Source organism: Caldisericum sp. (assembly GCA_022759145.1).
Taxonomy (GTDB): domain Bacteria; phylum Caldisericota; class Caldisericia; order Caldisericales; family Caldisericaceae; genus Caldisericum.
In genome coordinates this window covers 1-24,779 of record JAEMPV010000042.1, presented here as the reverse complement: position 1 = coordinate 24,779, position 24,779 = coordinate 1, and the positions used below count along the sequence as shown (strand labels likewise).

28 protein-coding genes and 2 pseudogenes are annotated in these 24,779 nt (G+C 37.5%); 14 read left to right on the top strand and 16 right to left on the bottom strand.

Features of this window, described 5'->3' with window-relative positions; genetic code table 11:
• Positions 1-53 precede the first annotated feature (53 nt).
• The 4 genes and pseudogenes from JHC30_02795 to JHC30_02780 all read left to right on the top strand — a co-directional run bounded on the left by JHC30_02795 (position 54) and on the right by JHC30_02780 (position 2,201).
• A pseudogene (locus JHC30_02795) lies at positions 54-317 on the top strand (nucleoside hydrolase).
• A 29-nt stretch (positions 318-346) separates the two neighbouring features.
• Positions 347-499 (top strand): hypothetical protein, encoded by a 153-nt coding sequence (locus tag JHC30_02790; protein MCI4463082.1) that lies wholly within the window; start codon positions 347-349, stop codon positions 497-499.
• A gap of 17 nt (positions 500-516) precedes the next feature.
• Positions 517-954 (top strand): transposase, encoded by a 438-nt coding sequence (locus tag JHC30_02785; protein ID MCI4463081.1) that lies wholly within the window; start codon positions 517-519, stop codon positions 952-954.
• A gap of 74 nt (positions 955-1,028) precedes the next feature.
• A complete protein-coding gene (locus JHC30_02780) occupies positions 1,029-2,201 on the top strand; it encodes an NAD(P)/FAD-dependent oxidoreductase (GenBank protein ID MCI4463080.1) in 1,173 nt (390 codons plus the stop codon).
• On the opposite strand, the gene JHC30_02775 is transcribed toward JHC30_02780, so the two are convergent.
• A complete protein-coding gene (locus JHC30_02775) occupies positions 2,193-4,241 on the bottom strand; it encodes a hypothetical protein (GenBank protein MCI4463079.1) in 2,049 nt (682 codons plus the stop codon). The two genes, JHC30_02780 and JHC30_02775, sit on opposite strands and share 9 nt — an antisense overlap.
• Before the next feature lie 99 nt (positions 4,242-4,340).
• On the opposite strand from JHC30_02775, the gene scfA reads away from it, so the two are divergent.
• Positions 4,341-4,517, top strand: coding sequence for a six-cysteine ranthipeptide SCIFF (gene scfA / locus JHC30_02770; protein ID MCI4463078.1), 177 nt, complete (start codon positions 4,341-4,343; stop codon positions 4,515-4,517).
• 3 nt (positions 4,518-4,520) lie between these two features.
• Positions 4,521-5,918, top strand: a complete 1,398-nt coding sequence (scfB, locus tag JHC30_02765) for a thioether cross-link-forming SCIFF peptide maturase (GenBank protein MCI4463077.1) — start codon at positions 4,521-4,523, stop codon at positions 5,916-5,918.
• Here scfB and JHC30_02760 read toward each other — a convergent pair whose 3' ends face one another.
• From JHC30_02760 to JHC30_02745, 4 genes are read right to left on the bottom strand one after another with little or no spacing between them, the layout of a single operon-like run.
• On the bottom strand, positions 5,919-6,404 hold the full coding sequence (locus tag JHC30_02760; protein ID MCI4463076.1) for an HIT domain-containing protein: 486 nt from the start codon (positions 6,402-6,404) through the stop codon (positions 5,919-5,921).
• Between the two features lie 3 nt (positions 6,405-6,407).
• Entirely contained in the window at positions 6,408-6,770 is a 363-nt protein-coding gene (locus tag JHC30_02755) for a hypothetical protein (GenBank protein ID MCI4463075.1), read from the bottom strand.
• 24 nt (positions 6,771-6,794) lie between these two features.
• On the bottom strand, positions 6,795-7,271 hold the full coding sequence (locus tag JHC30_02750) for a NifB/NifX family molybdenum-iron cluster-binding protein (GenBank protein MCI4463074.1): 477 nt from the start codon (positions 7,269-7,271) through the stop codon (positions 6,795-6,797).
• Positions 7,268-7,660, bottom strand: a complete 393-nt coding sequence (locus JHC30_02745) for a PadR family transcriptional regulator (protein MCI4463073.1) — start codon at positions 7,658-7,660, stop codon at positions 7,268-7,270. The genes JHC30_02750 and JHC30_02745 overlap by 4 nt, the downstream gene beginning before the upstream one ends.
• A gap of 72 nt (positions 7,661-7,732) precedes the next feature.
• Here JHC30_02745 and JHC30_02740 point away from each other — a divergent pair, with 72 nt between their 5' ends.
• The 8 genes and pseudogenes from JHC30_02740 (at position 7,733) to JHC30_02705 (ending at position 13,617) form a co-directional block, all read left to right on the top strand.
• Complete coding sequence (locus tag JHC30_02740; protein ID MCI4463072.1) at positions 7,733-8,803, top strand: glycosyltransferase family 2 protein; 1,071 nt, start codon at positions 7,733-7,735, stop codon at positions 8,801-8,803.
• Between the two features lie 10 nt (positions 8,804-8,813).
• A complete protein-coding gene (locus JHC30_02735; protein MCI4463071.1) occupies positions 8,814-9,431 on the top strand; it encodes a glycerol-3-phosphate acyltransferase in 618 nt (205 codons plus the stop codon).
• A 59-nt stretch (positions 9,432-9,490) separates the two neighbouring features.
• The gene (locus JHC30_02730; GenBank protein MCI4463070.1) at positions 9,491-9,682 is read left to right on the top strand and encodes a hypothetical protein; all 192 of its coding nucleotides are present in this window, start codon (positions 9,491-9,493) and stop codon (positions 9,680-9,682) included.
• A gap of 35 nt (positions 9,683-9,717) precedes the next feature.
• On the top strand, positions 9,718-10,008 hold the full coding sequence (locus tag JHC30_02725) for a ferritin (GenBank protein ID MCI4463069.1): 291 nt from the start codon (positions 9,718-9,720) through the stop codon (positions 10,006-10,008).
• Positions 10,009-10,033: 25 nt separating this feature from the next.
• Entirely contained in the window at positions 10,034-11,044 is a 1,011-nt protein-coding gene (locus JHC30_02720) for an ATP-grasp domain-containing protein (GenBank protein ID MCI4463068.1), read from the top strand.
• 188 nt (positions 11,045-11,232) lie between these two features.
• Positions 11,233-11,556 (top strand): helix-turn-helix transcriptional regulator, encoded by a 324-nt coding sequence (locus JHC30_02715; protein ID MCI4463067.1) that lies wholly within the window; start codon positions 11,233-11,235, stop codon positions 11,554-11,556.
• Positions 11,534-12,022, top strand: a complete 489-nt coding sequence (locus JHC30_02710; protein ID MCI4463066.1) for an ImmA/IrrE family metallo-endopeptidase — start codon at positions 11,534-11,536, stop codon at positions 12,020-12,022. The genes JHC30_02715 and JHC30_02710 overlap by 23 nt, the downstream gene beginning before the upstream one ends.
• Positions 12,019-13,617, top strand: a pseudogene (locus tag JHC30_02705) (CTP synthase). The gene JHC30_02710 and the pseudogene JHC30_02705 overlap by 4 nt, the downstream one beginning before the upstream one ends.
• On the opposite strand, the gene JHC30_02700 reads toward JHC30_02705, so the two are convergent.
• The 11 genes from JHC30_02700 to JHC30_02650 form a co-directional block, all read right to left on the bottom strand.
• Complete coding sequence (locus JHC30_02700; GenBank protein MCI4463065.1) at positions 13,605-14,399, bottom strand: SDR family oxidoreductase; 795 nt, start codon at positions 14,397-14,399, stop codon at positions 13,605-13,607. The pseudogene JHC30_02705 and the gene JHC30_02700 overlap by 13 nt on opposite strands.
• Positions 14,392-14,760 carry a DUF1667 domain-containing protein gene (locus tag JHC30_02695; GenBank protein ID MCI4463064.1) on the bottom strand — a complete coding sequence of 123 codons (369 nt, stop codon included), beginning with the start codon at positions 14,758-14,760 and terminating at the stop codon, positions 14,392-14,394. The genes JHC30_02700 and JHC30_02695 overlap by 8 nt, the downstream gene beginning before the upstream one ends.
• Before the next feature lie 2 nt (positions 14,761-14,762).
• Positions 14,763-16,034, bottom strand: a complete 1,272-nt coding sequence (locus JHC30_02690; GenBank protein MCI4463063.1) for an FAD-dependent oxidoreductase — start codon at positions 16,032-16,034, stop codon at positions 14,763-14,765.
• On the bottom strand, positions 16,027-17,508 hold the full coding sequence (locus JHC30_02685; protein MCI4463062.1) for an NAD(P)/FAD-dependent oxidoreductase: 1,482 nt from the start codon (positions 17,506-17,508) through the stop codon (positions 16,027-16,029). The genes JHC30_02690 and JHC30_02685 overlap by 8 nt, the downstream gene beginning before the upstream one ends.
• 12 nt (positions 17,509-17,520) lie before the next feature.
• A complete protein-coding gene (gene glpK, locus JHC30_02680; protein ID MCI4463061.1) occupies positions 17,521-19,035 on the bottom strand; it encodes a glycerol kinase GlpK in 1,515 nt (504 codons plus the stop codon).
• 10 nt (positions 19,036-19,045) lie between these two features.
• On the bottom strand, positions 19,046-20,113 hold the full coding sequence (locus JHC30_02675) for an ABC transporter ATP-binding protein (protein MCI4463060.1): 1,068 nt from the start codon (positions 20,111-20,113) through the stop codon (positions 19,046-19,048).
• 11 nt (positions 20,114-20,124) lie between these two features.
• Positions 20,125-20,910: an ABC transporter permease subunit gene (locus JHC30_02670; protein MCI4463059.1), complete on the bottom strand. Its 786-nt coding sequence runs from the start codon at positions 20,908-20,910 to the stop codon at positions 20,125-20,127.
• On the bottom strand, positions 20,907-21,803 hold the full coding sequence (locus tag JHC30_02665; protein ID MCI4463058.1) for an ABC transporter permease subunit: 897 nt from the start codon (positions 21,801-21,803) through the stop codon (positions 20,907-20,909). Before JHC30_02665 ends, JHC30_02670 begins: the two co-directional genes overlap by 4 nt.
• Before the next feature lies 1 nt (position 21,804).
• A complete protein-coding gene (locus JHC30_02660; GenBank protein MCI4463057.1) occupies positions 21,805-22,947 on the bottom strand; it encodes an extracellular solute-binding protein in 1,143 nt (380 codons plus the stop codon).
• 112 nt (positions 22,948-23,059) lie between these two features.
• Positions 23,060-23,683: a glycerol-3-phosphate acyltransferase gene (locus JHC30_02655; protein MCI4463056.1), complete on the bottom strand. Its 624-nt coding sequence runs from the start codon at positions 23,681-23,683 to the stop codon at positions 23,060-23,062.
• Positions 23,676-24,653 (bottom strand): hypothetical protein, encoded by a 978-nt coding sequence (locus JHC30_02650; GenBank protein MCI4463055.1) that lies wholly within the window; start codon positions 24,651-24,653, stop codon positions 23,676-23,678. Before JHC30_02650 ends, JHC30_02655 begins: the two co-directional genes overlap by 8 nt.
• Positions 24,654-24,779 lie beyond the last annotated feature (126 nt).

The window sequence follows — 24,779 nt, the reverse complement described above, 5'->3', positions numbered from 1 at the left end:
TGCAACCTGACAAGATGGTAGATGCAATCAGATTTTGTCAGGTATAAGTCGACGGCGCACACAAACCCCTTATTTCCGAGAAGTCAACACCTGCTAAAATACACGGAGAAAATGGCATTATGGATGTTGTCCTTAAAAAACCAGATAGAATCGAAGAATACATACCCGCACCATATGCAATCTATAAACTTACTAAAGATAACCCTGGTGTAATTCTTCTTACGCTTGGGTCCCTTACAAATATTGCAATGGCATTTAACCTTTATCCCGACCTTAAAAATTATGTTTCTAAAAAATATCGTAAAAGACCTGAATAAACTTGATAAGATTGGGTATCAGAATCTAAATGAGAAAGAACTTGAAAAAACTACAGAAGCTCTACAGTAGACTTGACTGGTATGTAGAACTACTCGTCCACAATATCCTCGACTATTGCGAGAAAAACGGAATTACTGATCTTGTAGTAGAAGACCTGCATCTAAGAGATAAGAGAATATAATCAACGAAGAATTTAACATGAAGTACTCGAGACTAATAAAGTTATTAAACTTATCAGATGTAAAAAACGTTCTTCTAAGACAGGGAGAAAAGAGAGGTATAAGAGTACATATAGTTCATAGTGAATGGACATCGCTTAGTTGTCTTGAATGTGGAAATATAGATAGAAATAATAGAACAACTCAGGAAAGTTTTAGATGTTCTGAATGTAGATATGAGGATAACGCAGATCATGTTGGAAGTGTAAATGTTTTAAATAGATTTAATCCCTTCCATTGGCTTGGTGTCCAGGCCAACAAGCTTTATAGTGTTGATGAGTGTGAAAGAATCTCACCAAAGAAGGTGAGCAGGCATTATCTTCGAAACATACTCAATCAATACTATGAAGCACAAGGGTTTTTGCATCACCCTGTTTTACCCTCTGAGGTTAACAGTGGTAAAAGTGGTCAGTTGTGACTCACTTTAGCGAAGATAACTTTTCATCTCTAAAGCCTTAATTAACAGTTTTTTAAATGTGATATAATGTTTTTGTGGAAAAGTTTGATGTTATTGTAATTGGCGGAGGTCCTATAGGATGCAATGTTGCAAGCAATCTTGCAAGTGCTGGACTCTCAGTGTCAGTGCTTGAAGCAAAAACAAGGATTGGCTTTCCAAACCACTGCTCGGGACTTGTTCCGATAGAGTTTCTTGAACTTACGAACCTGGATAAATCTCTTATTTTAAATTACATAAATGGTGCCGAGGTTTTTTCATATAAGGAAAGTAACTTCTCATTCAAAAGAGAAAGTCCTTACGCTGTAGTTATCGACAGAAGCAATTTTGACATCTTTATGGAACAAAGAGCAAAAAGAAACGGCGCAAAATTCTTTTATAATGCCCATATTGAAAATATTGAGAATACTTCCGATAAACTTTCCATAACACTTACAAATGGAAATTCATTTGAAGCAAGAGTGCTTGTTGTTGCTACAGGCGCAACGAATGCAATCCAAAGAATGCTTAATGTTGATATGGGTGGAGAAACAATTTATACAGCACAGGTAGATACAGAAATTGAACTTCCACAAACAGAAATAGCATACATATATATGAACAATAAGATTTCACATAACTGGTTTTCCTGGATTATTCCAACAAATGGCAAAAAGGCAAGAGTTGGCTTCGGAACAGATATAGGAAAAAACCTTCTTTACAAGTTAGATGAACTTTTTAACTCGTGGAGTAAACTCTCAAAAGCAAAGGCCATTGATAAGCCAGTTGTGTGGAGCATCCCAATAGGCATTGCAAAACAAACTGTTTTTAAGAATGTTCTTTTTGTTGGAGATTCTGCACGTATCGTAAAGCCATTTTCAGGCGGTGGCTTACTTACAGGGTTTATTGCAGGAAATATCTTAAGCGATACGATAATCGAAGCGTTTTCGGGAAATCCAAAAGACTTTTACAAGATACTTAGGCAATACGACAAAAGGTGGAAAAAAATTCTCCTCCCAGAATTCAAAAAAGAAATCATCCTCAGGGATATATATAAAACTCTTACAGATGAGGATAAGGATACCATTGTAAAGAACCTTAACAAAGATAAGGTTTCTGAAACTCTTGTTAGGTATGGCTTTATGGATAAGCCTGCAATAACTGGTCTTAAACTGCTATTGACAAATCCCCAGATCCCGCTAACTTACTTAAAAAGAAAAGTCTCACGCTAAAAACTTTTCTGTCTTCAAAAGATTGGGAGACCCAACAAGTATTACCTTACTCCTTGCTCTTGTAATGACATATGCAAGCATAAATTTATCTTTGAAAACAGTGGGCAATTTATACTCAACGAAGTTTATAATGACTATCGAGGATTGTATCGCCTCATCCAAAAGTGCAACTCTAACGCCTTCAATCTGACTATTCTTTAATTGGTCAATAATGTATGCCTTCTGTCGCTCGTAAGGCACTATAACCTCAATTGAAGAGCGGTCAACGCCACCTTTCAGGAATTGTCTAATAAGCGCTACGGTAAAGTTTGCTTCACTTTTGTTGAGTCTATTATTCTCGTATTCGACACTTCCCTTAACTGAAACAAACTGCACTACCTTTTCTGGATTAACAAGAGGAATAAAGTCACTATCAATATTGTCTTTATTGACTATTTTTATATCGGATATTTCTGAAATGCCCTGTGAATTCATTGGATAAAATTTTGAAACAAACCTGTGTATACTTTTATCAAAACCAAGAGCATTGTTGAGCATAAAAATCCTATTTTCATCAAGTAAATTCTCAAAAGGCACATTTCCTCCATAGGTAAAAATTATGAGGTTCTGGGCGAATGGAACAAGATTTAATATAGTTACTTTGTCTATATTCCTATCGAAGTAAAAAATGTAGTCAAAAATACCGTCAATATTATCGACACTTTTCTCAACAAGGTTTCCAAATGTTTCTTTAAGGGATTTATAAAATTCCTTTGAGAATATGAGGGCTTTTACATCAGGAGAATTTCTCAAAAACTCTCCCAAAACAAATTTCTTTCCTGTGCCAAAATCACCTTTTATAATAGCAAATATGGGCTTACCTGAAATAAGGTCAACTGGGTTATCGAAAAGTCTATCAATATGCGGCAAATACTTGCTTGAGAGTACAAAATCCTTTAAGGCATCAGGGGCTTTCATTATGTTAACAAGACCTTTTACTTCTCTTTTTTGCGTTTTAAGAGGCGTTATAAATTCTGGGGAGATTGTCTTATAATCTACCGCGCCTGAAATAGAAGTAAAATCGATGGACTTAACTATGCCAAAAATCCTCATATTAAGAGGGGCTCTTTCAAAAAGAATACAAGGCGTTCCGCTATTTAGATTTAATTCGTTATCTTTTATGAGGGCTTTGAATGTAAAATCTTCCCCTTCTGCATTGTATAGCCTCGATAGGGGAATATCTTCAAGGCGTGCGTCGAGAAGTTTCTTAATATGTTTTCTAACTCCCCTAAACTCTTTAAGATATTCGTTTATGGGTTCTTCAAAAATGTCCCTGTGATCAAGAATATAAACATAATTTACAAGATACGGATTATTTTTATCTAACTTTTTATCTAAAACGTCAAAGAAGGAATAAACAAGGTTTGCAAAGTCATTTCTTTTTGATAGCACTTTCTTCTTATCGTTAATCGAAATCTTTCTCTCTTCGAATGTGCCGGAGGAACTCATCACCAAAAACTCTTCAAATTTTAGCGCAAGCGCCTGGACTATACCTTTTGTAAGATTGCCTTCAAAAACAACAGGAAATCTTCCGAAGAAAAGCGCATCTTTCACAAAAAACCCAGTCGTTGTGTCGTAGATATAAGGATAGAAACTGAACTTCGCTTTTATGTCCTTTGGGAATCTCTCAACAATGTTTTTGAAGCGTTCACTAAATTTGATGCCCCTTACAGCATAAAATATTTCTCCTTCATAGGATTCCTTCAATGGCATACTATTAAAAATCTTAAAGAGAGTTGAAAATGTATCTTCCTCAATTTCTTCGGGTTGGACAAGAAATCCAGGATAAAACGATACAAGAGAATCTTCACCAAAAGTAAGAGTTCTTCTCAAAAATCCTTTCTGTTCTTTTAAGTTAATGAAGCTCAGTTTTTTTACATTTGACAATTCAACAGGCTTCTCAAAAATAATATCAAAAACCCCATCGTCTGTTGACAGAGTTAAAGCCTTTTGCCCCTTGCTTTCAAACTCCTTTATCACAACCCCTTTTATGTTTGCCATCTTACAAAATTATACAACTTAAGCAAATAATTCAAAATAAAAAAGTAAACTTGCAAAAAACAGATTTAAAAATATAATAGTGTTGTAAGGAGGTACGCTATGGTAAATACAACTAAGCATGTAAAAATTGTAGCAAAGAAGCCGTTCTGGAATATTGATAAGGCACATGATTGCAGGCTTTGCCAGACACCTTGCAAGTCTGCATGCAAAACAAGCGTAACTGTTGGCAATCAAGTTTGCGAAATCAAAAAACCTGTTAAAAGGTGGATTTGGTAGTCTGTGTTTGATAAGTCTTTAGTGCACCTCTTCCCCTTCAATGGGGAATTTTTTGCTCTTGATGTAAATTCAGGAAGCCTCTTAAATCTTGATGAGGTAACGTATTTCTATTTAACAAAACTTGAGGAAACAGATTCAAAAGAGACGGCATTAAAACTAACCCAAGAAAAATACGGAGATGAGGCTTTAGGTATCCAGGAAGAGATAGAAGAACTCATAAAAGATGGGATTCTTTTTTCGAAACCTCCAAAGTATTTTGAGTCAAACCTTATCCTGAAATCGATGTGCCTCAATGTTGCCCATGCCTGTAACTTTGGATGCCTGTACTGTTTTGCAAAAAAAGGAAATTACGGTGGAAGTGATGCCCTTATGAGTTTTGATGTTGCTAAGGCTTCTATCGATTTTCTTGTTAAAAACTCCGATGGGCGTGATTCGCTTGAAGTCGATTTCTTTGGTGGCGAACCACTTCTTGCTTTTGATGTTGTTAAGAAAACAATTGAATACGCACGAAGTACTTACAAAAATAAAAACTGGAGATTTACCATAACAACAAATGGAAGTCTTATTACAGAAGAAATAGAAAAGTTTCTTTATGATAACGATGTGAGTATCGTCTTGAGCCTTGATGGAGGAAAAGAGACGAATGATAAATACAGAGTTTTGAGGAATGGCACAGGCACATTTGATCTCATTTTCCCAAAAATTAAGATGATTACAGAACACAGAAAAGAGTCAGGCGGCTATTATGTAAGAGGGACATACACCCACACAACGCTTGACATATCAAAAACCGTTATGGATTTACATAATTTTGGCTTTAAATATATCTCGCTTGAGCCTGTTGTCACAAAAGAAGAAGGTATCGGGATTAAAAAAGAAGATTTGTCGATCCTCAAAAAAGAGTACGAGCGCCTTGCAACTGAATATGTAAATTCACAAAAAGAAGGAACATGGAACTTCTTCCACTTTAACATCGATTTAGAGGCAGGTCCATGCATACAAAAACGTATTAACGGGTGCGGAGCAGGCGTTGAATATGTCGCTGTCTCTCCGGATGGGTCAATTTATCCATGTCATCAATTTGATGGCATAAAAGAAACAAAATTAGGCGATGTATTTAATGGCATTCAAAATAAAGAACTTCAAGAAAAATTTAGAAAGGCAAACTTCCTTTTCAATAAAAAGGAGTGTGCCGAGTGCTGGGCAAGGTTCTACTGCACGGGCGGATGTCTTGCAAACAATTACATTATGAATGGTGACATCTTTAAGCCTTACGAAATCGGTTGTGAAATACAAAAAATGCGTATTGAGGCAGCCTTGTATGTTTCGTATAAGTTGCGGGAACTTGACATTGAAGTCCCCACAACTCAACTGTCAGACCACATAGATTCTGTGAAGTAATTAAATACTACTGAATGCTTCCTTTAGCTTTTTAAAAGTTTCCTCAACCGTTTCGGGGATAACCCTCGTTTCAGAAAAAACCGACATAAAGTTTGTATCCCCACCCCATCTTGGTACAATATGGAAGTGAAGATGCTCCTCCCCTGCACCTGCTGCGCGTCCAATGTTTACACCAATGTTAAATCCTTCTGGGTGATAAACATTTTCGAGCACTTTTACCGCAATCCCTAAAAATTGCATTATTTCTCTTTGTTCATCTTCGTTTAATTCGTACGGGTACTTAACATGCCTTTTAGGACATATCATCACATGCCCAGAGTTATATGGATACCTATTAAGGATGATAATTGCAAAATCGCCCCTCTTAACTACAAGATTTACCTCATCATCGCTTGATTTTGCTGCATTGCAAATAAAACAACCTCTATCCTTATTGTGTGCGTTTTGAATGTAAGTCTTACGCCACGGTGCAAATAAATGTTTCATAATCTACTCTTCCTCGATTTTTTCTCCGTGTCTTCTTCCTTCGTTTTTAATAACCTGTCTTACATAATCAATAAATTTTCTTACTTCCTCTAAATCCTCGTCATCAATATCCTGTATTTTCTTATTCTTGCCCTTAAAACTCAGAAGTTTTAGAAGAGACAATCTTCTTAGGGCTGTCTTTGTGTCGATATGCCCATCTTTCCAATCATCCCAAATCGCGTGAGCAATGCCATAAAATTCCGCAATAGAATCAAGACCAGGCTCTCCAACATCAACTACCTCTTTTCCAAGATACTTATACCTCTCTTCTCTTTCTTCACTTGTTAATGTTTTGGTCTTCTCTTTAAGATAATCGTTAATCTTCATAAAATCACCCCCTTTTTATATATTTTATCCCTTCAATTTATTTTCAATGTTTTTGAGCATAGACTTTATTTCTTCGATTTCTTTTTTAAGCGCATCTACATCCTCTCGCAACTCTGAAATCTCATCTTCTTCTTCGGGTTCCTCATCAAGTTCTTCAAGGTCTTCATCGTACTCTTCAAAATCACCTTCAATAACATCGTCAAGGATATCAGAAACTTTTCCTTCTGCACCTATCACGATATCAATACCAGCTTCATCAAAAGCATCCATCATATGCTCACCCATATGGCTCGAAACCACCATTTCAACACCCTTGCCTTTGAGGAAATCTACAAGTTCATCATGCGCATGCAATCCTGCATATGGATTTTCAACCGTTTCTACATTCTTTACTTCACCATCAACACTGTCCACAATCACAAAATAGGGAGCATGCCCAAAATGCTCACTAATTTTACTTTCAAGTCCCTTGTTTTCATCTACTACAAATGCAATTTTCATTTTTTTGCCTCCTTAATCATATTAAGTAATGTCTCTATTATTGATTTCGAATACGTAAGCCTTTCTTCTAAATTTTTAAGTTCTTCTATTCCCTTGTCAGTTATTGTATAAATACGCCTTGCAGGACCACTTTCGCTAATCTCCCAGGAAGATGTAACAAGTCCTTCCATTTCAAAGAGTCTCATGATCTTGTAGAACGCACCCATTTCACTTGATGTGAAGTCCTGGGCAAGATCCTTGAATGTCTCCATAAATCCAGATATGATTTCATAACCATGCTTGGGTCCATTTATCTTAAGATATGATAATATCCATGCTCTCAAAACGATACCTTGCGAAACACCAAAATCACTTAAGTTCGTGCAACCTATTCCGCATTTTCTTCTCATATTTAAATTATACCACATATATACCGAAACTCATTTTGATTTAGACTTTGTTAGTACTATAATTAGTATGAAATGATTAAATTACTTATTTTGACGGCTATTTTAGGGATTTTTAGTGGAATTTTTGCTTTTTACAGGGCACGGTTCATTGAAACAAACGAACCCCAGGATAAGCCATTGGTATCAATAATAATCCCCGCAAAAAACGAAGAAGATAACCTCAAAAAACTTCTTAAAAGCCTTACAAAATGCACATATCCAAACCTTGAAATAATTGTTGTTGATGACAATTCCACCGACAGAACTTTTGATGTTGCAAAATCATATGGCGCAAAAGTTATCCACATAGATGAACATGAAGAAGGATTTTTAGGAAAGCCATATGCATGCCTTCAAGGATTCAATCACTCAAGCGGAGAAATCCTCATATTTGTCGATGCAGATGTAGAACTCGAAAAAGACGCAGTCAATAGCATTGTTTATGAAGTAATAAATTCAAATGGAGTTGTATCTATTTGGCCGAAACACATCATAAAAGAACCTTACGAAAACCTTTCAATGATTTTTGCAATAATCTCTGCAATGGCTTCGAAAAGCTTCTCTCTTATTGAAAATACAAGACCAACAGGTATTTACGGACCATTAATAGCAGTATCAAGAGAAAACTATATTAAAGTTGGCACCCATGCCGTTGTTAAAAACGAAGTAGTGGAGGATTTTAAACTTGGTGCTGCATTTGTAAAGGCGAACATTCCTGTTAAGAATTTCCTTGGGGGTGAACTTGTAAAATTCAGGATGTATCCTAAAGGGCTAAAGTCTCTATTTAAGGGATGGGCTAAAAACTCTGCTCTGGGAAGTGCAACTGTTGACTTTTCGGTAGTCTTGCCGATTGTTCTATTCCTGTTAGGGTCATTAATACCACCTTTTTATTACAACACATTTCCTTTCTTTTACCTTTATGCATCGTATGTAGTTTTGATGTATATATTCTCAAAAAGAGTAGGAGAGTTTTCGGTGGTTGCCGCAATATTTTACCCAGTTATAGTTCTATTTACATTGTTCGTCATAACTTATTCTTTCTATGCAACTTTTGTAAGAGGCTTTGTTGAGTGGAAGGATGTAAAAATTTTTACAAGAAGGTAGGTGAAAGGATGTGGAACACTTAAGAACTATTGCATTTTATTTTCTGATTGAATTCTTAACAGGGTCAATTATGTTTTCCTACCTTATAGGAGTGATTCTCGGAAAGGATATAAGAAAATACGGCGATGGGAACCCAGGAGGATTTAACCTATGGCATGCGGGAGGAAAAGTTGCAGGTGTCATTGGTAGCCTTCTTGATTTTCTAAAAGGCACAATTCCTTTGTATTTCATTATAAGAAACAACAACTTTAACATTATCGAATTAAGCATTATATCTATTGCACCACTCTTAGGACATATGTTTTCGCCACTTTTAAAAGGGAAAGGCGGTAAAGGGGTTGCAACAACATTCGGAATATGGGTTGCATTAACGAATTTCCGCATCGCAATAATATTTGCTATTACACTAATTCTCTATCCACTTATTTTCCATAAAGGCTATGAAGAATCCCCAGAATACAATGCCTTAAGAGTAACTGGTTCGTTTGCTTTTACGGGTATATTTGTGTATTTATTCTATAGAGAACTTATTCTTGTTTGGTTCTTAAACGCAGTCCTTCTCATCTATTCGCATAGAAGAGAATTAAGTGATATCCCTGTAAGGCTTAAAGAGAGATTTTTAGGATAGATTTCTATTTGTTTTTTTATCAAATGTGTATAATCCTCGACAAGGATGTCAAAACGTATTTGTTTATCAAAGTTCCATGCAACGAAAACTATGTAAAGGAAATCTTGAAGAAGTTTTTAGAAATTGATGTAAGAGGTGCAACTCTTATTAGAAGCAAGGGTATGGCATCTTTGCTTTCCGAGGAAGTGCCTATTTTCACTTCATTAAGATGCATGAAGCAACTACCGAGTAAAACAATTGGAAAAGAATAATTTAATGTTATAATAAACATATAAGGAGGTGTAATATGGCAGGGAATATGTATGAAGACCCAAAGATCATCGGTGAGAAAGCGATGGATTTACACAGAGCACTTTCATCACTCATGGAAGAACTCGAGGCAATTGATTACTACAACCAAAGAGCAGAAGCAACGACTGATCCTGAACTTAAAAAAGTTCTCGAACACAATAGAGATGATGAAAAAGAACATGCATCTTTATTAATCGAGTACATTAGAAGAGTTGATGAAAAATTTGCAAAAGAACTCAAGGAAAAACTCTTTACCGAGAAAAGCCTTGGGGAACTTGGTGACTAATAAAGAAAGGTTATAAGCGCACAAAATGAAAGTTGGCATAACATTTAATTTAAAAAGGTCAGAGACCGAGTTAGATGAGTTTGACCGTCCTGTTACAATAGAATCTATAAAACGAGCACTTGAAGCAAGGGGACACAAGGTAAAACTGTATGAAGCAACCTCTCCTTTGCTTTTTTATTCTCTTACAATCGATAGACCCCAATTTGTATTTAATATTGCTGAAGGAAAATACGGACCATACAGAGAAGCATTTGTCCCTGCGCTTTTAGATGAACTGAGAATACCATATACGGGCTCTTCAGTGCTATCTCTTGCAATTTCAATGGATAAAGTAATGACAAAGGAAGTTTTGCTTTATCACGGAATCCCTACGCCAAAATTCAAGGTCTTAAGAGTAATAGATCCTGTTGAAATAGGCGACCTCAACTACCCAGTTATAGTTAAGCCAATCTTTGAGGGCTCAAGCATAGGAATTTCATCAAAGTCCATATGCGAAGATGATAAAGAGTTAAAAGAAGCTGTTGAAAGGGCGTTTAAAAAATTCAAAAAGCCTCTAATGGTTGAAGAATTTATTGAAGGGACAGAAGTAACAGTTGGCGTAATGGGGAACTTTCCTCCACAGGTTTTGCCACCAATGGAAATAGATTTTTCAACACTTACAAAAAGAGAGCTGAAGGCTTCACCATACATACAAACCTACAAATTTAAGACAGATTATGCAGATAAGGCAAACTATTACCTACCTGCAAGGCTTCCCGAGTCAGTCCTTCAAAAAATATCCGATATTGTTAAAAACGCATTTATCGCTTTGAGAAATAGAGACATTGCACGATTTGACCTCCGTGTTGATAAAAACAACAATCCTTATATCCTCGAAGTTAATCCTCTTCCTGGGCTCGACCCAGAACACTCTGATTTTCCACGTATCTACAAGTTAATGGGAAAAACTTATGAAGACCTCATAAACGATATCCTCCAAATTGCAGTTGAAAGGCACAGGTTAGAAACTCGACTCTCCTTTGAACATGAGGAATAAATTCTGAAATTTAAAAAGATAAGGTATGGAAAAATCTGAAATTCAAGTGCACACCAACCAAATGAATATGTAGAGCTTATTGACTATTACAAATCCATTGAATTACTTTATAAGTTTTCAAGCGAAATGTAAGTAAGACTCCCCATCCTAAATTTGATAATTGTGTGGATTTTAATAAAATATAAGGTATGGGAGTAAGAGAGTATTTCGTTGAAAGATTAAAAGAGGCTTTAAAAGAAAAGGACCTCACCCAAAGCGAACTTGCAAGGAGAACAGGTATATCCATCGCCTACATCTCTCAACTCCTCCAGGGGAAAAAGACTCCAACAATAAAAGTTGTTGCAAAAATTGCAGAGGCACTAAATTTACCCTCCTCATATTTTATCGAAAAGACTGATGTTAAAATTTTATTCCACATTGACAAAGACCTAACTGAGGAAGACATAAGGGCAATCGAAGCCTTTATAGATTATCTAAAGAAGAGAAAAATTGGAAACAAGGAAACTAATTGAAGCTTTTCCTAAGGGAAGCCCTCCAATCCAGATAGATATTTTAAAGGCAATAGACCATTATATTGGGCTTGAGAATATCCATGAGATTGATACAGACAAAAATTTTACACTCATAATGGGTAAAACCGCTCAAATATTTATAAGCAAAAGGCTTCCAAGCAAAGCAAAACATTTTGTGCTGACGCACGAATTTGTCGAGTACTTTACTCAAAAAGAAAAACCATTTGCAAGTTTCCCTTATTATATCTACAAAGGCGAAGACAAAAGATACCAATCAAAGATAAATAACATTGTAGGACAACTTCTAATGCCTGAATGGGTTTTAAAAGACATAGTCGATGACATCCTAAAATACGGTAGCAACATCGACAATAGTGCCATAAGAAAAATATCTGATTTCTTCTTGGTGAGTGAAAAAGCCGTTCAAGTAAGACTCAAATCACTTGGATATGAGGTGAGCATATGAAAGTTGTGTTTATTACGGGTGGAGTTATTTCATCATTAGGAAAAGGTCTTGTTGCTTCATCACTTGGAATGCTTCTTGAAAGCAGGGGCTACTGCGTGAATATTGCAAAAATTGACCCATATTTGCAGATTGATGCAGGGACGATGTCTCCTTATGAACATGGAGAAGTCTTTGTGACAGAGGATGGTGGAGAAACAGACCTTGATATAGGAAACTACGAGAGATTCCTCAACAAGAACCTCACAAAGGATAATAGCATTACAACAGGAAAGATATACTATTCAGTCCTAACAAAAGAGCGGGAAGGCAAATACCTTGGGAAGACTGTGCAGGTAATACCCCATATAACAAATGAGATAAAGGATAGCCTTAAAAAACTCGGTGAGTCTTGCGACATACTAATCGTTGAAATTGGTGGAACAGTTGGAGATATAGAATCCCAGCCATTTTTAGAGGCAGCAAGACAGATGAAAATTGACCTTGGCAAAGAAAATGTTTCTTATATCCATGTTTCGCTTCTGCCATATCTCAGGGCAACTTCTGAAGTGAAGACAAAGCTAACTCAGCACAGTGTAAAGGAGTTAAGAAGTTAGGTATCCAGCCCGATTTACTTTTGGTAAGAAGCGAAGTCCATATAAGTAGATCTATAAAAGAAAAAACTTTCGCTTTTTACAGATGTAAAAGTTGAGAATGTATTAGAGGCGGTTGACACAGACAACATATACAAGATTCCGATACTTCTTGAAAGCCAGGGATTTTCAAAGAGGGTGCTTGAAACTTTAGGGCTTCCCGAAAATAAACTAAACATAGAAAAGTATATTGAATTCTTGGACAAAATGGAGAAGCCCGAAAGAACTGTTAGAATTGGCATCGTAGGCAAATATGTTGAACTAAAAGACGCCTATAAAAGCCTTATCGAGGCTTTAAAACATGGGGCAACTGAAAACAGGGCAAAACTTGAACTTGTCTGGATAAATTCTGAAGAACTCGAAAACGAAAATTACAGGAATGTCCTTAAGGAAAACAATCTAAACGGCATACTTGTCCCTGGTGGCTTTGGCACAAGAGGTATCGAGGGAATGATTAACGCAATAAATTATGCAAGGGTTAATCACATACCATTTTTGGGGATTTGTCTTGGGATGCAACTCATGACAGTTGAATTTGCAAGAAATGTATGTGGACTTAAAGGTGCAAATTCGAAGGAATTCGATCCTGAAACACCATATCCTGTTATTGATATAATGGAAAATCAAAAAGACTTAAAGGCGCTCGGAGGAACAATGAGGCTTGGCGCACAAAAGGCTATCTTAAAAGAGGGAAGCCTTGCACATCGTATTTACGGAACAAGAGAAATTTCGGAGAGACACAGACACAGGTATGAAGTAAATAACGAATTTTTGCCAATACTCACCTCAAATGGGTTTGTTGTGTCAGGGACATCACCTGATGAAAAACTTGTAGAATTTGCTGAAATTGAAAACCATCCCTTCTTTATAGGAACTCAGGCACATCCGGAGTTTAAGTCGAGACCTCTTAACCCTCACCCACTATTTGTAAAATTCATAGAGGCATCAATTAATCACAAACCGTAATACATTTTGAAAATAGCATGCATAAAGGAATCTGGAAGGACTTTGCGCAAGCTAACAAATAGTTTTTCAAAAAGCGGTCCTACAACATACTTTTCTTTAGGATGTCTTGATTCAATAATTTTATACACAAGGGGAGCAACAATGCCTGGATCTTCGCCTTCAGTTTCATCGTGCTCCATCTTTGAAATTGCCCTCGTAAATTTTTCATAATAAGGAGAGGTACTTTCGGTATATTTTTCTCTTTTGCCGGTAAATCCTGTTTTAAAGTCACCAGGCTCAATTACAACAACTTTAATCCCAAATTGATCCACTTCCATTCTAAGCGCTTCAGAAAACCCTTCAACTGCAAATTTAGAGGAAGAGTAAAATGCCTGGTAAGGAAGCCCTATAAGTCCTGCAATAGAACTAAAGTTTACTATTGTCCCTGAATGCCTCTCCCTCATATGAGGAAGCACTGCCTTAACCATATTGACTGTCCCCAAAAAATTTACATCCATTTGCCTTCTTATTGCATCGATTGGCGTATCCTCCACCGCTCCTGATATGCCAAACCCCGCAACATTTACAAGCGCATCGATACGACCATTGATATCAACAATTCTTTTTACAACTTCTTTTGCTTTTTCAAAATCAGTTACATCAAGTTTAAATGTCTTTAAATCCTCCGAGTCCTCAAGGCTTCTTGCAACACCATACGCAGTTATACCTTTTCCTTTAAGGTAATTAAAAATCTCACGCCCAAAACCAGAGGATGCCCCTGTAACTAAAACAACCCTATCCATTTCTTTTTATGCTCCTGCTTGCCCTTATATTGACATCCGTTCCTAACGCATTTTCGAGGATTATATCACCCATTTTCACAGGCGCTTCAACTTCGATCTTTCTAAGTTCTTTAACCAATTCCATTATCATTCCTTTAGGAAATGGCTTGTCTGTATAAACAGGAAGCAGTGGATGTACTCCATTCCTTATCTTTACAGTTGTTGTAACCTTTCTTCTTGGGTCCTTCACCTCTTGCTTAGCAAAGTCTATTCCTATGTTGCACTGATTACCTTCAACTTTTACAACCTCACCGTTCTCTATATAAACCGTTAAAGAGCATCCAACCGGACAACCAAGGCATGTAAATTTTCCTGTTTCCATGTCTAACCCCCGAATTTCTCAATGCTTACAATAAGTTCTTTTGCTTTCTTAACATCATCGTATGCTTTTTGAGGGACAGTTAATATTACCATTTCACCAGGTCTTACATAGCGCTCAAGTTTTCTTGTGATGAGATTTTTGCCATCGCTTAACTCAACCCATACTTTTTCTTCCAGTGGCTTTATGACTCGCATCATAAGTTTTATAGGTCCATTTTGTAATGCATCCTTTTTAAGATACTGAGGCACAATATGATGTATGTTATTACCCGGGACAAGTTTCACAAGGTCGCTCTTCTCTTTAGCTTCCTTTACAAAACGTGCGGCACCTTTTCCTGCATTAAATCCAGCCTCAGTTACCCAGTCTACAAGGTCAAAAATATGTACAACATTCCCAGCAGCAAAAATCCCAGGAATTGAAGTTTGCATCTCCTCGTCAACAAACGGGCCCTGAATCAATGAGTCCATTTTCACACCAACTTTCCTTGAAAGCTCATTTTCTGGAATAAGCCCTACAGACAGAAGCAATGTATCTGCAGGAATTATCTCTTCCGTCCCCTTGATAGGGTTAAAGTTCTCGTCAACCTGAACTGACTCAATTGCTTCAACTCTATTTTTTCCCAGTATCCGATTAACGGTGTGGCTCAATTGAAGTGGAATATTAAAATCCTGAAGGCATTGGACATAATTTCTCGTAAGTCCCGTTAAGAAAGGCATTATTTCAAGTACTCTCTCAACTTTTGCTCCTTCAAGCGTTAAACGTCGAGCCATAATCATTCCAATATCGCCTGAACCAAGGATCACAAATCTTTTCCCTGGCATAAAACCTTCAATATTTACAAAGCGCTGGGCAGTACCAGCAGTATAAACACCAGCAGGTCTAAAACCAGGAATTCTAATTTGAGCACGTGTCCTTTCTCTTGCACCCATTGCAAGCACAATTGCAGTTGCTTCTATTTCTTTAAAGCCATACCACTTGCTTGTAGTATATATCTTCTTTTGCGACGTTATCTCCAAAACCATAGAGTCAAGCATGAACTCTATACCCAGTGATTCTGCTTCATTTATAAACCTTTCTGCGTATGATGGACCTGGTAAATCTTCCTTAAATATTTCGACGCCAAATCCGTTATGTATACATTGATTAAGAATGCCACCAGGTTCTTTATCCCTTTCAATTATGAGAACAGACTCTGCTCCTTCTTTTTTTGCAGAAATTGCTGCTGCAAGCCCTCCGGGCCCTGCGCCTATCACAACAACATCATACTTATCCATTTTCCACCTCTTTAGTCTTCCTCAAAAGAAAGTAAGAGCCACTTCCTTTTTTCGTTACCTCAAGTGGAGAAATACCCAATTCTCTTGAAAGAATTTCAACTACTCTTGGCGTATCAAACGCACCTTGACATCTGCCTGTTCCAAGCCAGGTTCTTCTCTTAATAGCATCGTATGTTTTTGCTGGGATTGGCGAATGAATTTCCTCAACAATCTCACCTTCGGTAACATATTCACAACGGCAGATAACCCTACCGTAAAGAGGATTTTCTTTTACAAGTTGCGCTCTTTCTTCATTACTCATATCTCTAAACCTTTTCCTTGGTTTTCTTATTGGATTAAAGTCTTTCTTTTCCTTAAGTTCAAGTCCTGAATCCTTTAAGAGTTCTACAACTCTTTCAGCAATTGCAGGAGCAGATGCAAGCCCGGGTGATTCTATTCCTGCCACATTTAAAAGCCCTAATTGAGGATGCGCTTCGATAAGGAAATCGTGATGATAATCTATGTTTGGATTTGGAGTTCTTGCATTGCCTGTTGCTCGTAACCCGGCAAAAATTGCAATAGCGTGTCTTAGATTAATCTCGGGAACAAGTTTTGAAGCACCTTTATAAACTTCTTCAAGTCCTTCCCTTGTATTTGAAGTATCTTCTTTGTCATCAACCTCATGGGAGTTTGGTCCGATAATAGTGTTGCCATGGACCGTTGTTGTAATCATAATTCCTTTGCTAAATTCTGTTGGCACCGGAAAAAGAACATCAGGAATTGCAAATTCATTTCTATCAAATATGTAATACTCTCCCTTTCTTGGCGTAATCTTAAATTCAGGGTGGATATTTGCCTTATGCATAATAACATCCGAATAAAGACCTGCTGCGTTAATTACCCAATTTGATAAAAATTCGCCTTTATTTGTCTTGATACCGATTATCTTATTACCCTCAAAAATAAAATCAATAAAAGAGGTTTCAAGATAAAGATGGACGCCATTTACAACTGCGTTTTCCATTGGTGCAAGTGCAGCCTGGAATGGGTCAACAATACCACCAGTAGGTGCAAAAATAGCACCGCTTACATCTCTGTTAAGATATGGAAGTTTCGAAAGCGTCTTGTCTTTACTCAATATCTCAAGACCAAGAACACCATTTTTCTTGCCTCTTTCAAAAAGCGCCTCAAGTTTTTTAAACTCCTCATCACCTACTGCAACAACATAATCCCCGGTCCTCTTAAAAGGTATGCCAAGTTCAAAAGCAACTTGATCCCAGAGTTTATTCCCTCTCACATTTAATTCAGCCTTAAGGGTGCCTGGCACAGGATCATACCCTGCATGGACTATTGCTGTGTTTGCGGAAGTTGTCCCCATGCATACATCTGACTCTTTTTCGATAACTGCAACGGATAATTCAAATCTTGAAAGTTCTCTTGCAATCATTGCGCCCGTAACGCCTGCACCAATTACAATAACATCAAATTTTTCCATAGTACCTCCGCACTAATCTTCTGCAAGGTTAAAGGATTTCTCAACCGCCTTTAGCCAGTTTCTGTATAACTTTTCTCTTTTAGCCTCGTCCATTTTAGGCTTCCAAATTTTATCTACTGCCCAGTTTTTCTTAAGGTCTTCAATCGAATCAAAAAACTTAACAGCAAGCCCTGCTGCGTAGGATGCACCAAGCGCAGTTGTTTCAATAACCTTTGGCCTTACCACAGGCACATCAAGAATATCCGATTGGAATTGCATTAGAAGTTCGTTTACAACCATTCCGCCATCAACCTTAAGCACTTCAAGTTTAATTCCTGAGTCGTTTTCCATTGCCCGAATTACATCTTTTGTCTGGTATGCAGTTGCCTCTAATGCTGCTCTTGCAATATGACCGCTATTTGCAAACCTTGTAAGCCCAACAATTACTCCACGCGCATCGGTTCGCCAGTAAGGCGCAAAAAGACCAGAGAATGCAGGGACAAAATAAACTCCACCATTATCTTCAACAGTTCTTGCAAGTTCTTCAATTTCACTCGACTTATTTATAATTCTAAGGTTGTCCCGAAGCCACTGAACAAGTGCTCCTGTAATTGCAATCGACCCTTCAAGCGCATAAACTGGCAAATCATTGCCAAACTTATAGCCAACAGTTGTAAGAAGTCCACTTTTACTTCTAACAATATTCTTTCCAGTGTTTAAAAGAAGGAAGCAACCTGTTCCATAGGTATTCTTTGCTTCACCCGTATCAAAACAGGTTTGGCCAACAAGTGCAGCCTGCTGGTCACCAAGAGCCCCACCTATTGGTATTTCGCAATTAAGAAAATCAAGTTTAGTAAAACCAAATAGTGACGGATCTGAGGATGGTCTAATTTCTGGAAGCATTTGCCCTGGTATTCTAAGTTCTTTAAGAATCTCCTCATCCCAATTAAGTTTTTCAAGGTTTAGAAGCATAGTTCTTGAAGCATTTGTAACATCTGTTATGTGTTTGCCTCCATTTACCCCACCTGTAAGAAGCCAAATTAGATATGTATCAATAGTCCCAAAAAGCGCTTTACCCAATTCGGCATCTTCCCTAACATCAGGCACATTTTCAAGAATCCAACGGATCTTGAGGAGTGAAAAGTATGTAGAGATAGGCAATCCTGTTTTTATTCTGAACCAGTCATTATATCCACCACTTATAAGCCTATCAACATCATCCTTCGTCCTTGTATCCTGCCAGACAATTGCATTGTAGTAAGGCTTTCCTGTTTCTTTGTTCCAGACAACCGTTGTCTCCCTCTGGTTTGTAATACCAATTGCTGCAATTTCACAGGGCGATATATTCGCTTTTTCTATTGCATTCCTAATTACATACTTTGTATTTTCCCAAATTTCAATAGGGTCATGCTCAACCCATCCAGGCTTTGGAAATATCTGCCTGTGTTCAACCTGACTTGAAGATATTGGTGTACCACTTTTATCAAAAATAATAAAACGTGTGCTTGTTGTCCCCTGGTCAATTGCTCCAATATATTTCTTTTCCATATTACGCTCCTTAGGCGCTCAAAACTAAAACATCTTCCTTTGAAAAATACACCCTAATTTTATCTCCAATTTCAGGAAGTTCTAACTTCGGGTTGTTAAATGTGTCGCATGCAACAAGAGCATCTCCAATTTTTACATGTATTCTTACGATTGCACCCATAAAAGTTATTCTTGTAACAACAGTATCAAAAGAATTAGTGCATGTTTCATCGGGAACTATCCTTAACCTCTCGGGTCTTATTGCAACGGTTACCTTATCAGAAGCAAACTCCGAAAGTGCTCTACCAATGGAGAATTTTTGACTACCAACTTCAAGGATTCCATTACTTTTTTCAACAACCCTTGCCTCAAGAAAATTAAGCGTCCCCACAAAAGATGCAACAAACTGCGTCCTGGGGTTATTGTAGATTTCTTGAGGTGTCCCAACCTGTTCTATTGCACCCTTGTTCATAACAACAACCCTATCAGACATTGTCAGCGCTTCTTCTTGATCGTGTGTTACATATATTGTTGTTATTCTTAATTTTTGCTGAATTGCTCGGATTTCACTCCTCAACTCAACCCTAATTTTTGCATCAAGTGCTGAAAGAGGCTCATCAAGGAGCAGGACTTCAGGATATATTGCAAGCGCCCTTGCAAGAGCAACCCTCTGCTGCTGACCACCAGAAAGTTGATGAGGATAGCGAGTTCTAAACTCTGTCATATGGATAAGATTTAACATCTCCTCAACACGTTTTTTGATCTCATCTTCGCTTTTCTTTTTAACCCTTAGCCCAAAAGCAATATTATCAAAGACGGTCATATTGGGGAACAATGCATATGACTGAAATACCATACCAACATTTCTTTTGTTTGGAGGAAGATATGTTACATCAACCCCATCAATAATTATCTTCCCTTCTGTCGGCGTTTCGAACCCCGCAATCATTCTAAGTGTTGTTGTTTTTCCACAGCCAGAAGGACCCAGAAGAGAAATAAACTCGCCTTTTTCAACACTCAGGTTAAAATTTGTAACTGCAGGAACAGGGTTATCCTTACCAAAATATTTTTTTACATCAATTAGTTCTACAAATCCCATTTTTGCCTCCCTTAGTGTATACCGCCAACCTGCTCTTGCTTAACGAAGGATGTTCTTCCAACCCATTGAATCACACCCATTGCAGCCCAGGTAAGCGCAAATGACATAATCGCAAGTGCAGCAGGCTCGTAAGCCCTATTTTGCCCTAAAAGTGCCATATAAGGACCGAATGCAGGCCATGCAAGCATAGAAGCCATTGTAAGTTCACCAATAACTATTGCAAAGGTTAAAAATGTCCCGCTTATTAAGGCACTCTTTAGATTTGGCAGTATCACCTTAAAAAGAATTGTTGTCCATCCTGCACCAAGGCTTTCCGCTGCTTCGGTTAGACGCTCAACATCCATTGCCATAAGCCCGTTATCAACAGATCTGTATATGTAAGGAAGAGAAAGTACCACATAGCCCATAACAAGCAAAAGTGGGGTTCTTGTAAGTTGAACTGGTGGTTTACTATAAAGCCTTATAAGCCCGAAAACAAGAACAATCGGCGGCACAACAAAAGGCATTTGCGTTATAAATTCAACGATAGGACGCAAACCCTTTAGCCTTAACCTCACCCAGAATGCAGTTGGCACAATAATTGCAAGCCCAACAATAATTGTTAGTACAGACATTTCAAGAGAAAAAGTAAATGTCTTAAAAAATTGAGGATCCTTGAGGACTGACTGATATGCAGCAAAACTCAAAACGCCCTTTTTCATCTTTAAAGAAAAAAGGAAAGTCGAAAAAAGTGGAAGAAGAAAATAAAGTGCTCCTAAGAATATCCAAAACCACGCCCAGAATCTACTCTTTTTCATTTTAACCACCTTGCAGTTTTGCTCTGCAAATAGTTATAACTTAAAATAGTTATGCCCATTATCACTATCATACCGAGAGCAAGTGCATACCCAAGTCCAACATTATGCAAAATATCCCCGCGGATTTCAGCACCAATAATAATAGGGACAAGGTTGAGAAATCCACCTGTTAGTGCATAGGCAGTAGCGTAAGCACCAAAGGCGTTTCCAAAAAGTAAAACGGTGTTTGCAATTATCGTTGGAAATAGAATTGGCAATCCTATTTTGATCCAGTATTGAGAAGGTGTTGCACCTAAATTTTCTGCTCCTTCCCTCCATTCTTTTTTCATGCCTTCAAGTGCAGGCGTCATCAAAAGTACCATTAATGGAATTTGGAAATAGAGATATGTAAGGCACAATCCCCAAAAACTGTAGAGATTAAACCCGAGATCATAAATGCTAACATGGAATATCTGCTGTATTAAGGCAGTTAAAAGCCCGACCCTTCCAAGGGTAGAAATAAAGGCAAAAGCAAGCGGAACACCTGCAAAGTTTGAAGCAACGCCGCTAAATGTATTAAGATAAGACTTTACCCAGGAGGGAAGGTTGCCAAAGGTTGAGGCATACGCAAGCATAAAGCCTATTAGGGCACCAAAGACCGCGGTAAAAAGACTTACCTTAATACTCAAAAGGTACGCATTCATTATATATGGTGTGAAAAGGTCTTTAATATTTTGAAGAGTGAATTTTCCTGAAGGATCTTGAAAAGCAGAAATAAAAATAGAAATAGTAGGAAGGATAAGAAAAGCAACAACAAAAATTACAAATGGAAGAAGGAATAATAAGTCTCTAAATATTGAAAAAGTCGGACGGGGGGTTGCCCCGTCCTTCAAATTCGCTTGCTTAACTTCCATTTTACTTAACGTTTACATTTACAACTTTATCCCAGTTATCAGCAATATCTTTCTTTGCTTTGGTAATCTGGTCAATTGTAGGGAAGATTGCCTTTGCATAGAGTTCGGCTGGAGGTAACTTCTTAGCAAGATCTTCAGGGATTACATTCCTCTTTGCAAGGTCGTTATACCTGATGGGGTGAACATATCCCTTAAGATACAGGAGTTGCCCTTCGTCTGAGTAGAGGAATTCCATCCAGAGTTTTGCTGCATTAGGATGTGGTGCGTATGCACTTATTGCCTGAACATAAACGCCTGCAACAACGGAACTCTTTGGAATAACAACTGATATTTCAGGGTTGCCGTTAAAGTTGTCCCTGTCGGTAAGGGCAAGGTAGTCCCACATCATTGCAATAGGAGTTTCGCCACTTGCAATTGTTCCAGGCTTTGCAATTACAGGAACAAAATTACCAGCCTTGTTAAGCTTTGCGAAGAACTCAAGACCCGGCATAACATTATCAAAAGACCCACCGTTTGCTATTGCTGCAGCTGCAACTGCCATCGCAGCCATTGCGGATGTTCTTGGATCGCCGCCTAATGCAACTTTTCCTTTGTACTCGGGTTTTAACAGGTCTGACCAATCCTGCGGTATGTTCTTGATAACGCTTGAATTTACTTCAAACGCTAAAACTCCATAATAATCGCCATACCAGTAGCCATCTGGGTCTTTTACATCATTTGGAATCGTATCCCATGTTTGCACCTTGTATGGTTGGATAAGCCCCTGCTCTTTTGCTGTAGGTCCCCATGCCAAACCGACATCTATAACATCAGGTGCTTGAGGTCCTGTGCTTCCTTTGTTTGCCTTTATTGCTTCAATCTCATCGCCAGAACCTGCATTAGGATCAAGTTCGTTTACTTTTATCCCATACTTAGTTGAAAATGTGGAAATAATTTCACCATAGTTTGCCCAGTCGTGTGGAAGCGCAATTACTGTAAGTTCGCCCTCCTTCTGTGCTGCTTTGATAAGTTGATCAAGATACGCATTGCCAGTACCTGTTTGCTCAGTTGTTGTTTTCTTTGCACACCCTGTAAATACAACTGAACCAAGGAAAACAACAAGGAGCAAAACTACGATAAACTTCGTTGTGAATGCCTTTTTCATGCCTACTCTCCTTTCTTTGATTTTTTACTTCCCTATATATTGTATTAAAAACAAAACGAAAAAACAATAGAAATGATGCGTTTTTTGAATAATTTAATATTCAGATACACTTTCACCACTTCAACGGAGTTTCTGGCTCTTTGTTCTTTATTAACCTATCTATATTTTCACGCATCGCAACGAGCATAAAGAGTGCACCGATAAGAGCAAAAACTGCATAACTTATTGGAAAGGCATTTGGTTTTATAACAGTTGCAAAAAGGAAAATCGCAATAGTTAGAAGCCAGGAAAAAATGATATTTGTTAAACTCATCCTTCGGGTTACTAAAAGTAATATCGGAAGCGCAGGGAAAAAGATAATAAAATAGTGGAGTCCGATAAGACCTGATATTGCTCCGTAATAAGTTGAAGCTCCTTTTCCACCTCTAAAATGAAGAAATATGGGAAATACTTGACCAACCATTGGAAGAAGCGCAACTACAACAACAAGCCATTCATTTGAAAGATTCATCCTTGCAAGGTATGCAGGAAGAAGCCCTTTTGAAAAATCGAGGGCTGCAGAAACCGTTGCCCATCGCCAACCAAGTGCCCTTGAAACATTGGTCGAAGATGCAGAGTGCGACCCAATTTGAAGTACATCGACTTTATTGATCTTCCCAATTATGTATCCAAAAGGAACCGAACCTAATAAGTACGCAAAAATTGCAAGCAAAACGAACTTAAGCGTTTCACTCATTTTTTATCCTCCTTAACACCCTCTCATTTACGGGGGTTTCTATGTTAAGTTTTCTTGCTAACTCAACAACTGCACCTGTATAGTAATCGATTTCATCAATATTTCCTTTTTCCTTTGTTCCTCTTAATTTTAACACAAGGTTTGCAATTTGATTCCTGAAAAGAACAAGAACACTTACAGGAATATGTTCAACCAAACTTGCAAAAAGTTTTACAGGGTAATGTGGAAAGTTCAAAAAACGAGATCTGTTTGCCTTAACAACTTTTATGTATTCCTTTAGGGCAAGCACTTCCTCCATAAATGCTTCCTTATTTTTCAGCCCTTCGTATATATCAAGATGCAAAGAATAAGAAGGGATACCAATAAGATTTGTGAATAACTTTGAAAATTCCATATTTTTTACATCGTTCTTACGAACCTTTACATATTCAATATTTGCATCACTCAAAGCATTTTCAAATTCATCAGTTTCTTCATCTCCATAAAAAACACCAAAGGCAACTCTTACCGGAAGTTTATATGAAATAACAATTTGACTATCATCTTTTATTTCTTTTACAGCATTAAAAAGGACAAGACGAATGATACGAAGATTTTGAGGAATATTTCCATATACTTCTTTTATAGTTTCAAGCGCCTCTTCTCCTGCTTTAAAGCCGTTCTGAGAAAGAACAAGATATTTAGCATTTTTTATCAAAGGAAGATATTCTTTCAAGATTGGCGAAACAGGATTTTTAGTTGCAAGAAAAATTGCATCAACATTCTCTAATTTTAAAATTTCTTCCTTATTAAGAGTTTCTACTTCGAATCTTACTAAGTCTCCACTTCTTTCAACAAAGACCTTTCCTTCTTTAATTTTTGGAAGTGTATGCCTGCCTGCAACACCAAAAACGCGGTTTGCCCTCTTTAACTCCTCTCCAAATAAAGTGCCGGTTCTTCCTCCAACACCAACAATCAAAATGTTCTTCATCAAAATTAATTATAGGCAAAATTAAGGTAATTTAAAAAAGCCCCTTAGGAGGGGCTATAAGGGGGCTTAAGCTCCCCCTAATCTCAGTCATAACTTTTATCGAGGAATTCTCTTTATTTCAGATAA

Bases quoted from the DNA above. Each gene is read 5' to 3' on its own strand.
- JHC30_02790 (MCI4463082.1), top strand. From the start codon at position 347: ATGAGAAAGAACTTGAAAAAACTACAGAAGCTCTACAGTAGACTTGAC.
- JHC30_02785 (MCI4463081.1), top strand. From the start codon at position 517: ATGAAGTACTCGAGACTAATAAAGTTATTAAACTTATCAGATGTAAAA.
- JHC30_02775 (MCI4463079.1), bottom strand. From the start codon at position 4,241: ATGGCAAACATAAAAGGGGTTGTGATAAAGGAGTTTGAAAGCAAGGGG.
- scfA (MCI4463078.1), top strand. From the start codon at position 4,341: ATGGTAAATACAACTAAGCATGTAAAAATTGTAGCAAAGAAGCCGTTC.
- JHC30_02760 (MCI4463076.1), bottom strand. From the start codon at position 6,404: ATGAAACATTTATTTGCACCGTGGCGTAAGACTTACATTCAAAACGCA.
- JHC30_02755 (MCI4463075.1), bottom strand. From the start codon at position 6,770: ATGAAGATTAACGATTATCTTAAAGAGAAGACCAAAACATTAACAAGT.
- JHC30_02750 (MCI4463074.1), bottom strand. From the start codon at position 7,271: ATGAAAATTGCATTTGTAGTAGATGAAAACAAGGGACTTGAAAGTAAA.
- JHC30_02745 (MCI4463073.1), bottom strand. From the start codon at position 7,660: ATGAGAAGAAAATGCGGAATAGGTTGCACGAACTTAAGTGATTTTGGT.
- JHC30_02740 (MCI4463072.1), top strand. From the start codon at position 7,733: ATGATTAAATTACTTATTTTGACGGCTATTTTAGGGATTTTTAGTGGA.
- JHC30_02725 (MCI4463069.1), top strand. From the start codon at position 9,718: ATGGCAGGGAATATGTATGAAGACCCAAAGATCATCGGTGAGAAAGCG.
- JHC30_02720 (MCI4463068.1), top strand. From the start codon at position 10,034: ATGAAAGTTGGCATAACATTTAATTTAAAAAGGTCAGAGACCGAGTTA.
- JHC30_02715 (MCI4463067.1), top strand. From the start codon at position 11,233: ATGGGAGTAAGAGAGTATTTCGTTGAAAGATTAAAAGAGGCTTTAAAA.
- JHC30_02700 (MCI4463065.1), bottom strand. From the start codon at position 14,399: ATGGATAGGGTTGTTTTAGTTACAGGGGCATCCTCTGGTTTTGGGCGT.
- JHC30_02695 (MCI4463064.1), bottom strand. From the start codon at position 14,760: ATGGAAACAGGAAAATTTACATGCCTTGGTTGTCCGGTTGGATGCTCT.
- JHC30_02690 (MCI4463063.1), bottom strand. From the start codon at position 16,034: ATGGATAAGTATGATGTTGTTGTGATAGGCGCAGGGCCCGGAGGGCTT.
- JHC30_02685 (MCI4463062.1), bottom strand. From the start codon at position 17,508: ATGGAAAAATTTGATGTTATTGTAATTGGTGCAGGCGTTACGGGCGCA.
- glpK (MCI4463061.1), bottom strand. From the start codon at position 19,035: ATGGAAAAGAAATATATTGGAGCAATTGACCAGGGGACAACAAGCACA.
- JHC30_02675 (MCI4463060.1), bottom strand. From the start codon at position 20,113: ATGGGATTTGTAGAACTAATTGATGTAAAAAAATATTTTGGTAAGGAT.
- JHC30_02670 (MCI4463059.1), bottom strand. From the start codon at position 20,910: ATGAAAAAGAGTAGATTCTGGGCGTGGTTTTGGATATTCTTAGGAGCA.
- JHC30_02665 (MCI4463058.1), bottom strand. From the start codon at position 21,803: ATGGAAGTTAAGCAAGCGAATTTGAAGGACGGGGCAACCCCCCGTCCG.
- JHC30_02660 (MCI4463057.1), bottom strand. From the start codon at position 22,947: ATGAAAAAGGCATTCACAACGAAGTTTATCGTAGTTTTGCTCCTTGTT.
- JHC30_02655 (MCI4463056.1), bottom strand. From the start codon at position 23,683: ATGAGTGAAACGCTTAAGTTCGTTTTGCTTGCAATTTTTGCGTACTTA.
- JHC30_02650 (MCI4463055.1), bottom strand. From the start codon at position 24,653: ATGAAGAACATTTTGATTGTTGGTGTTGGAGGAAGAACCGGCACTTTA.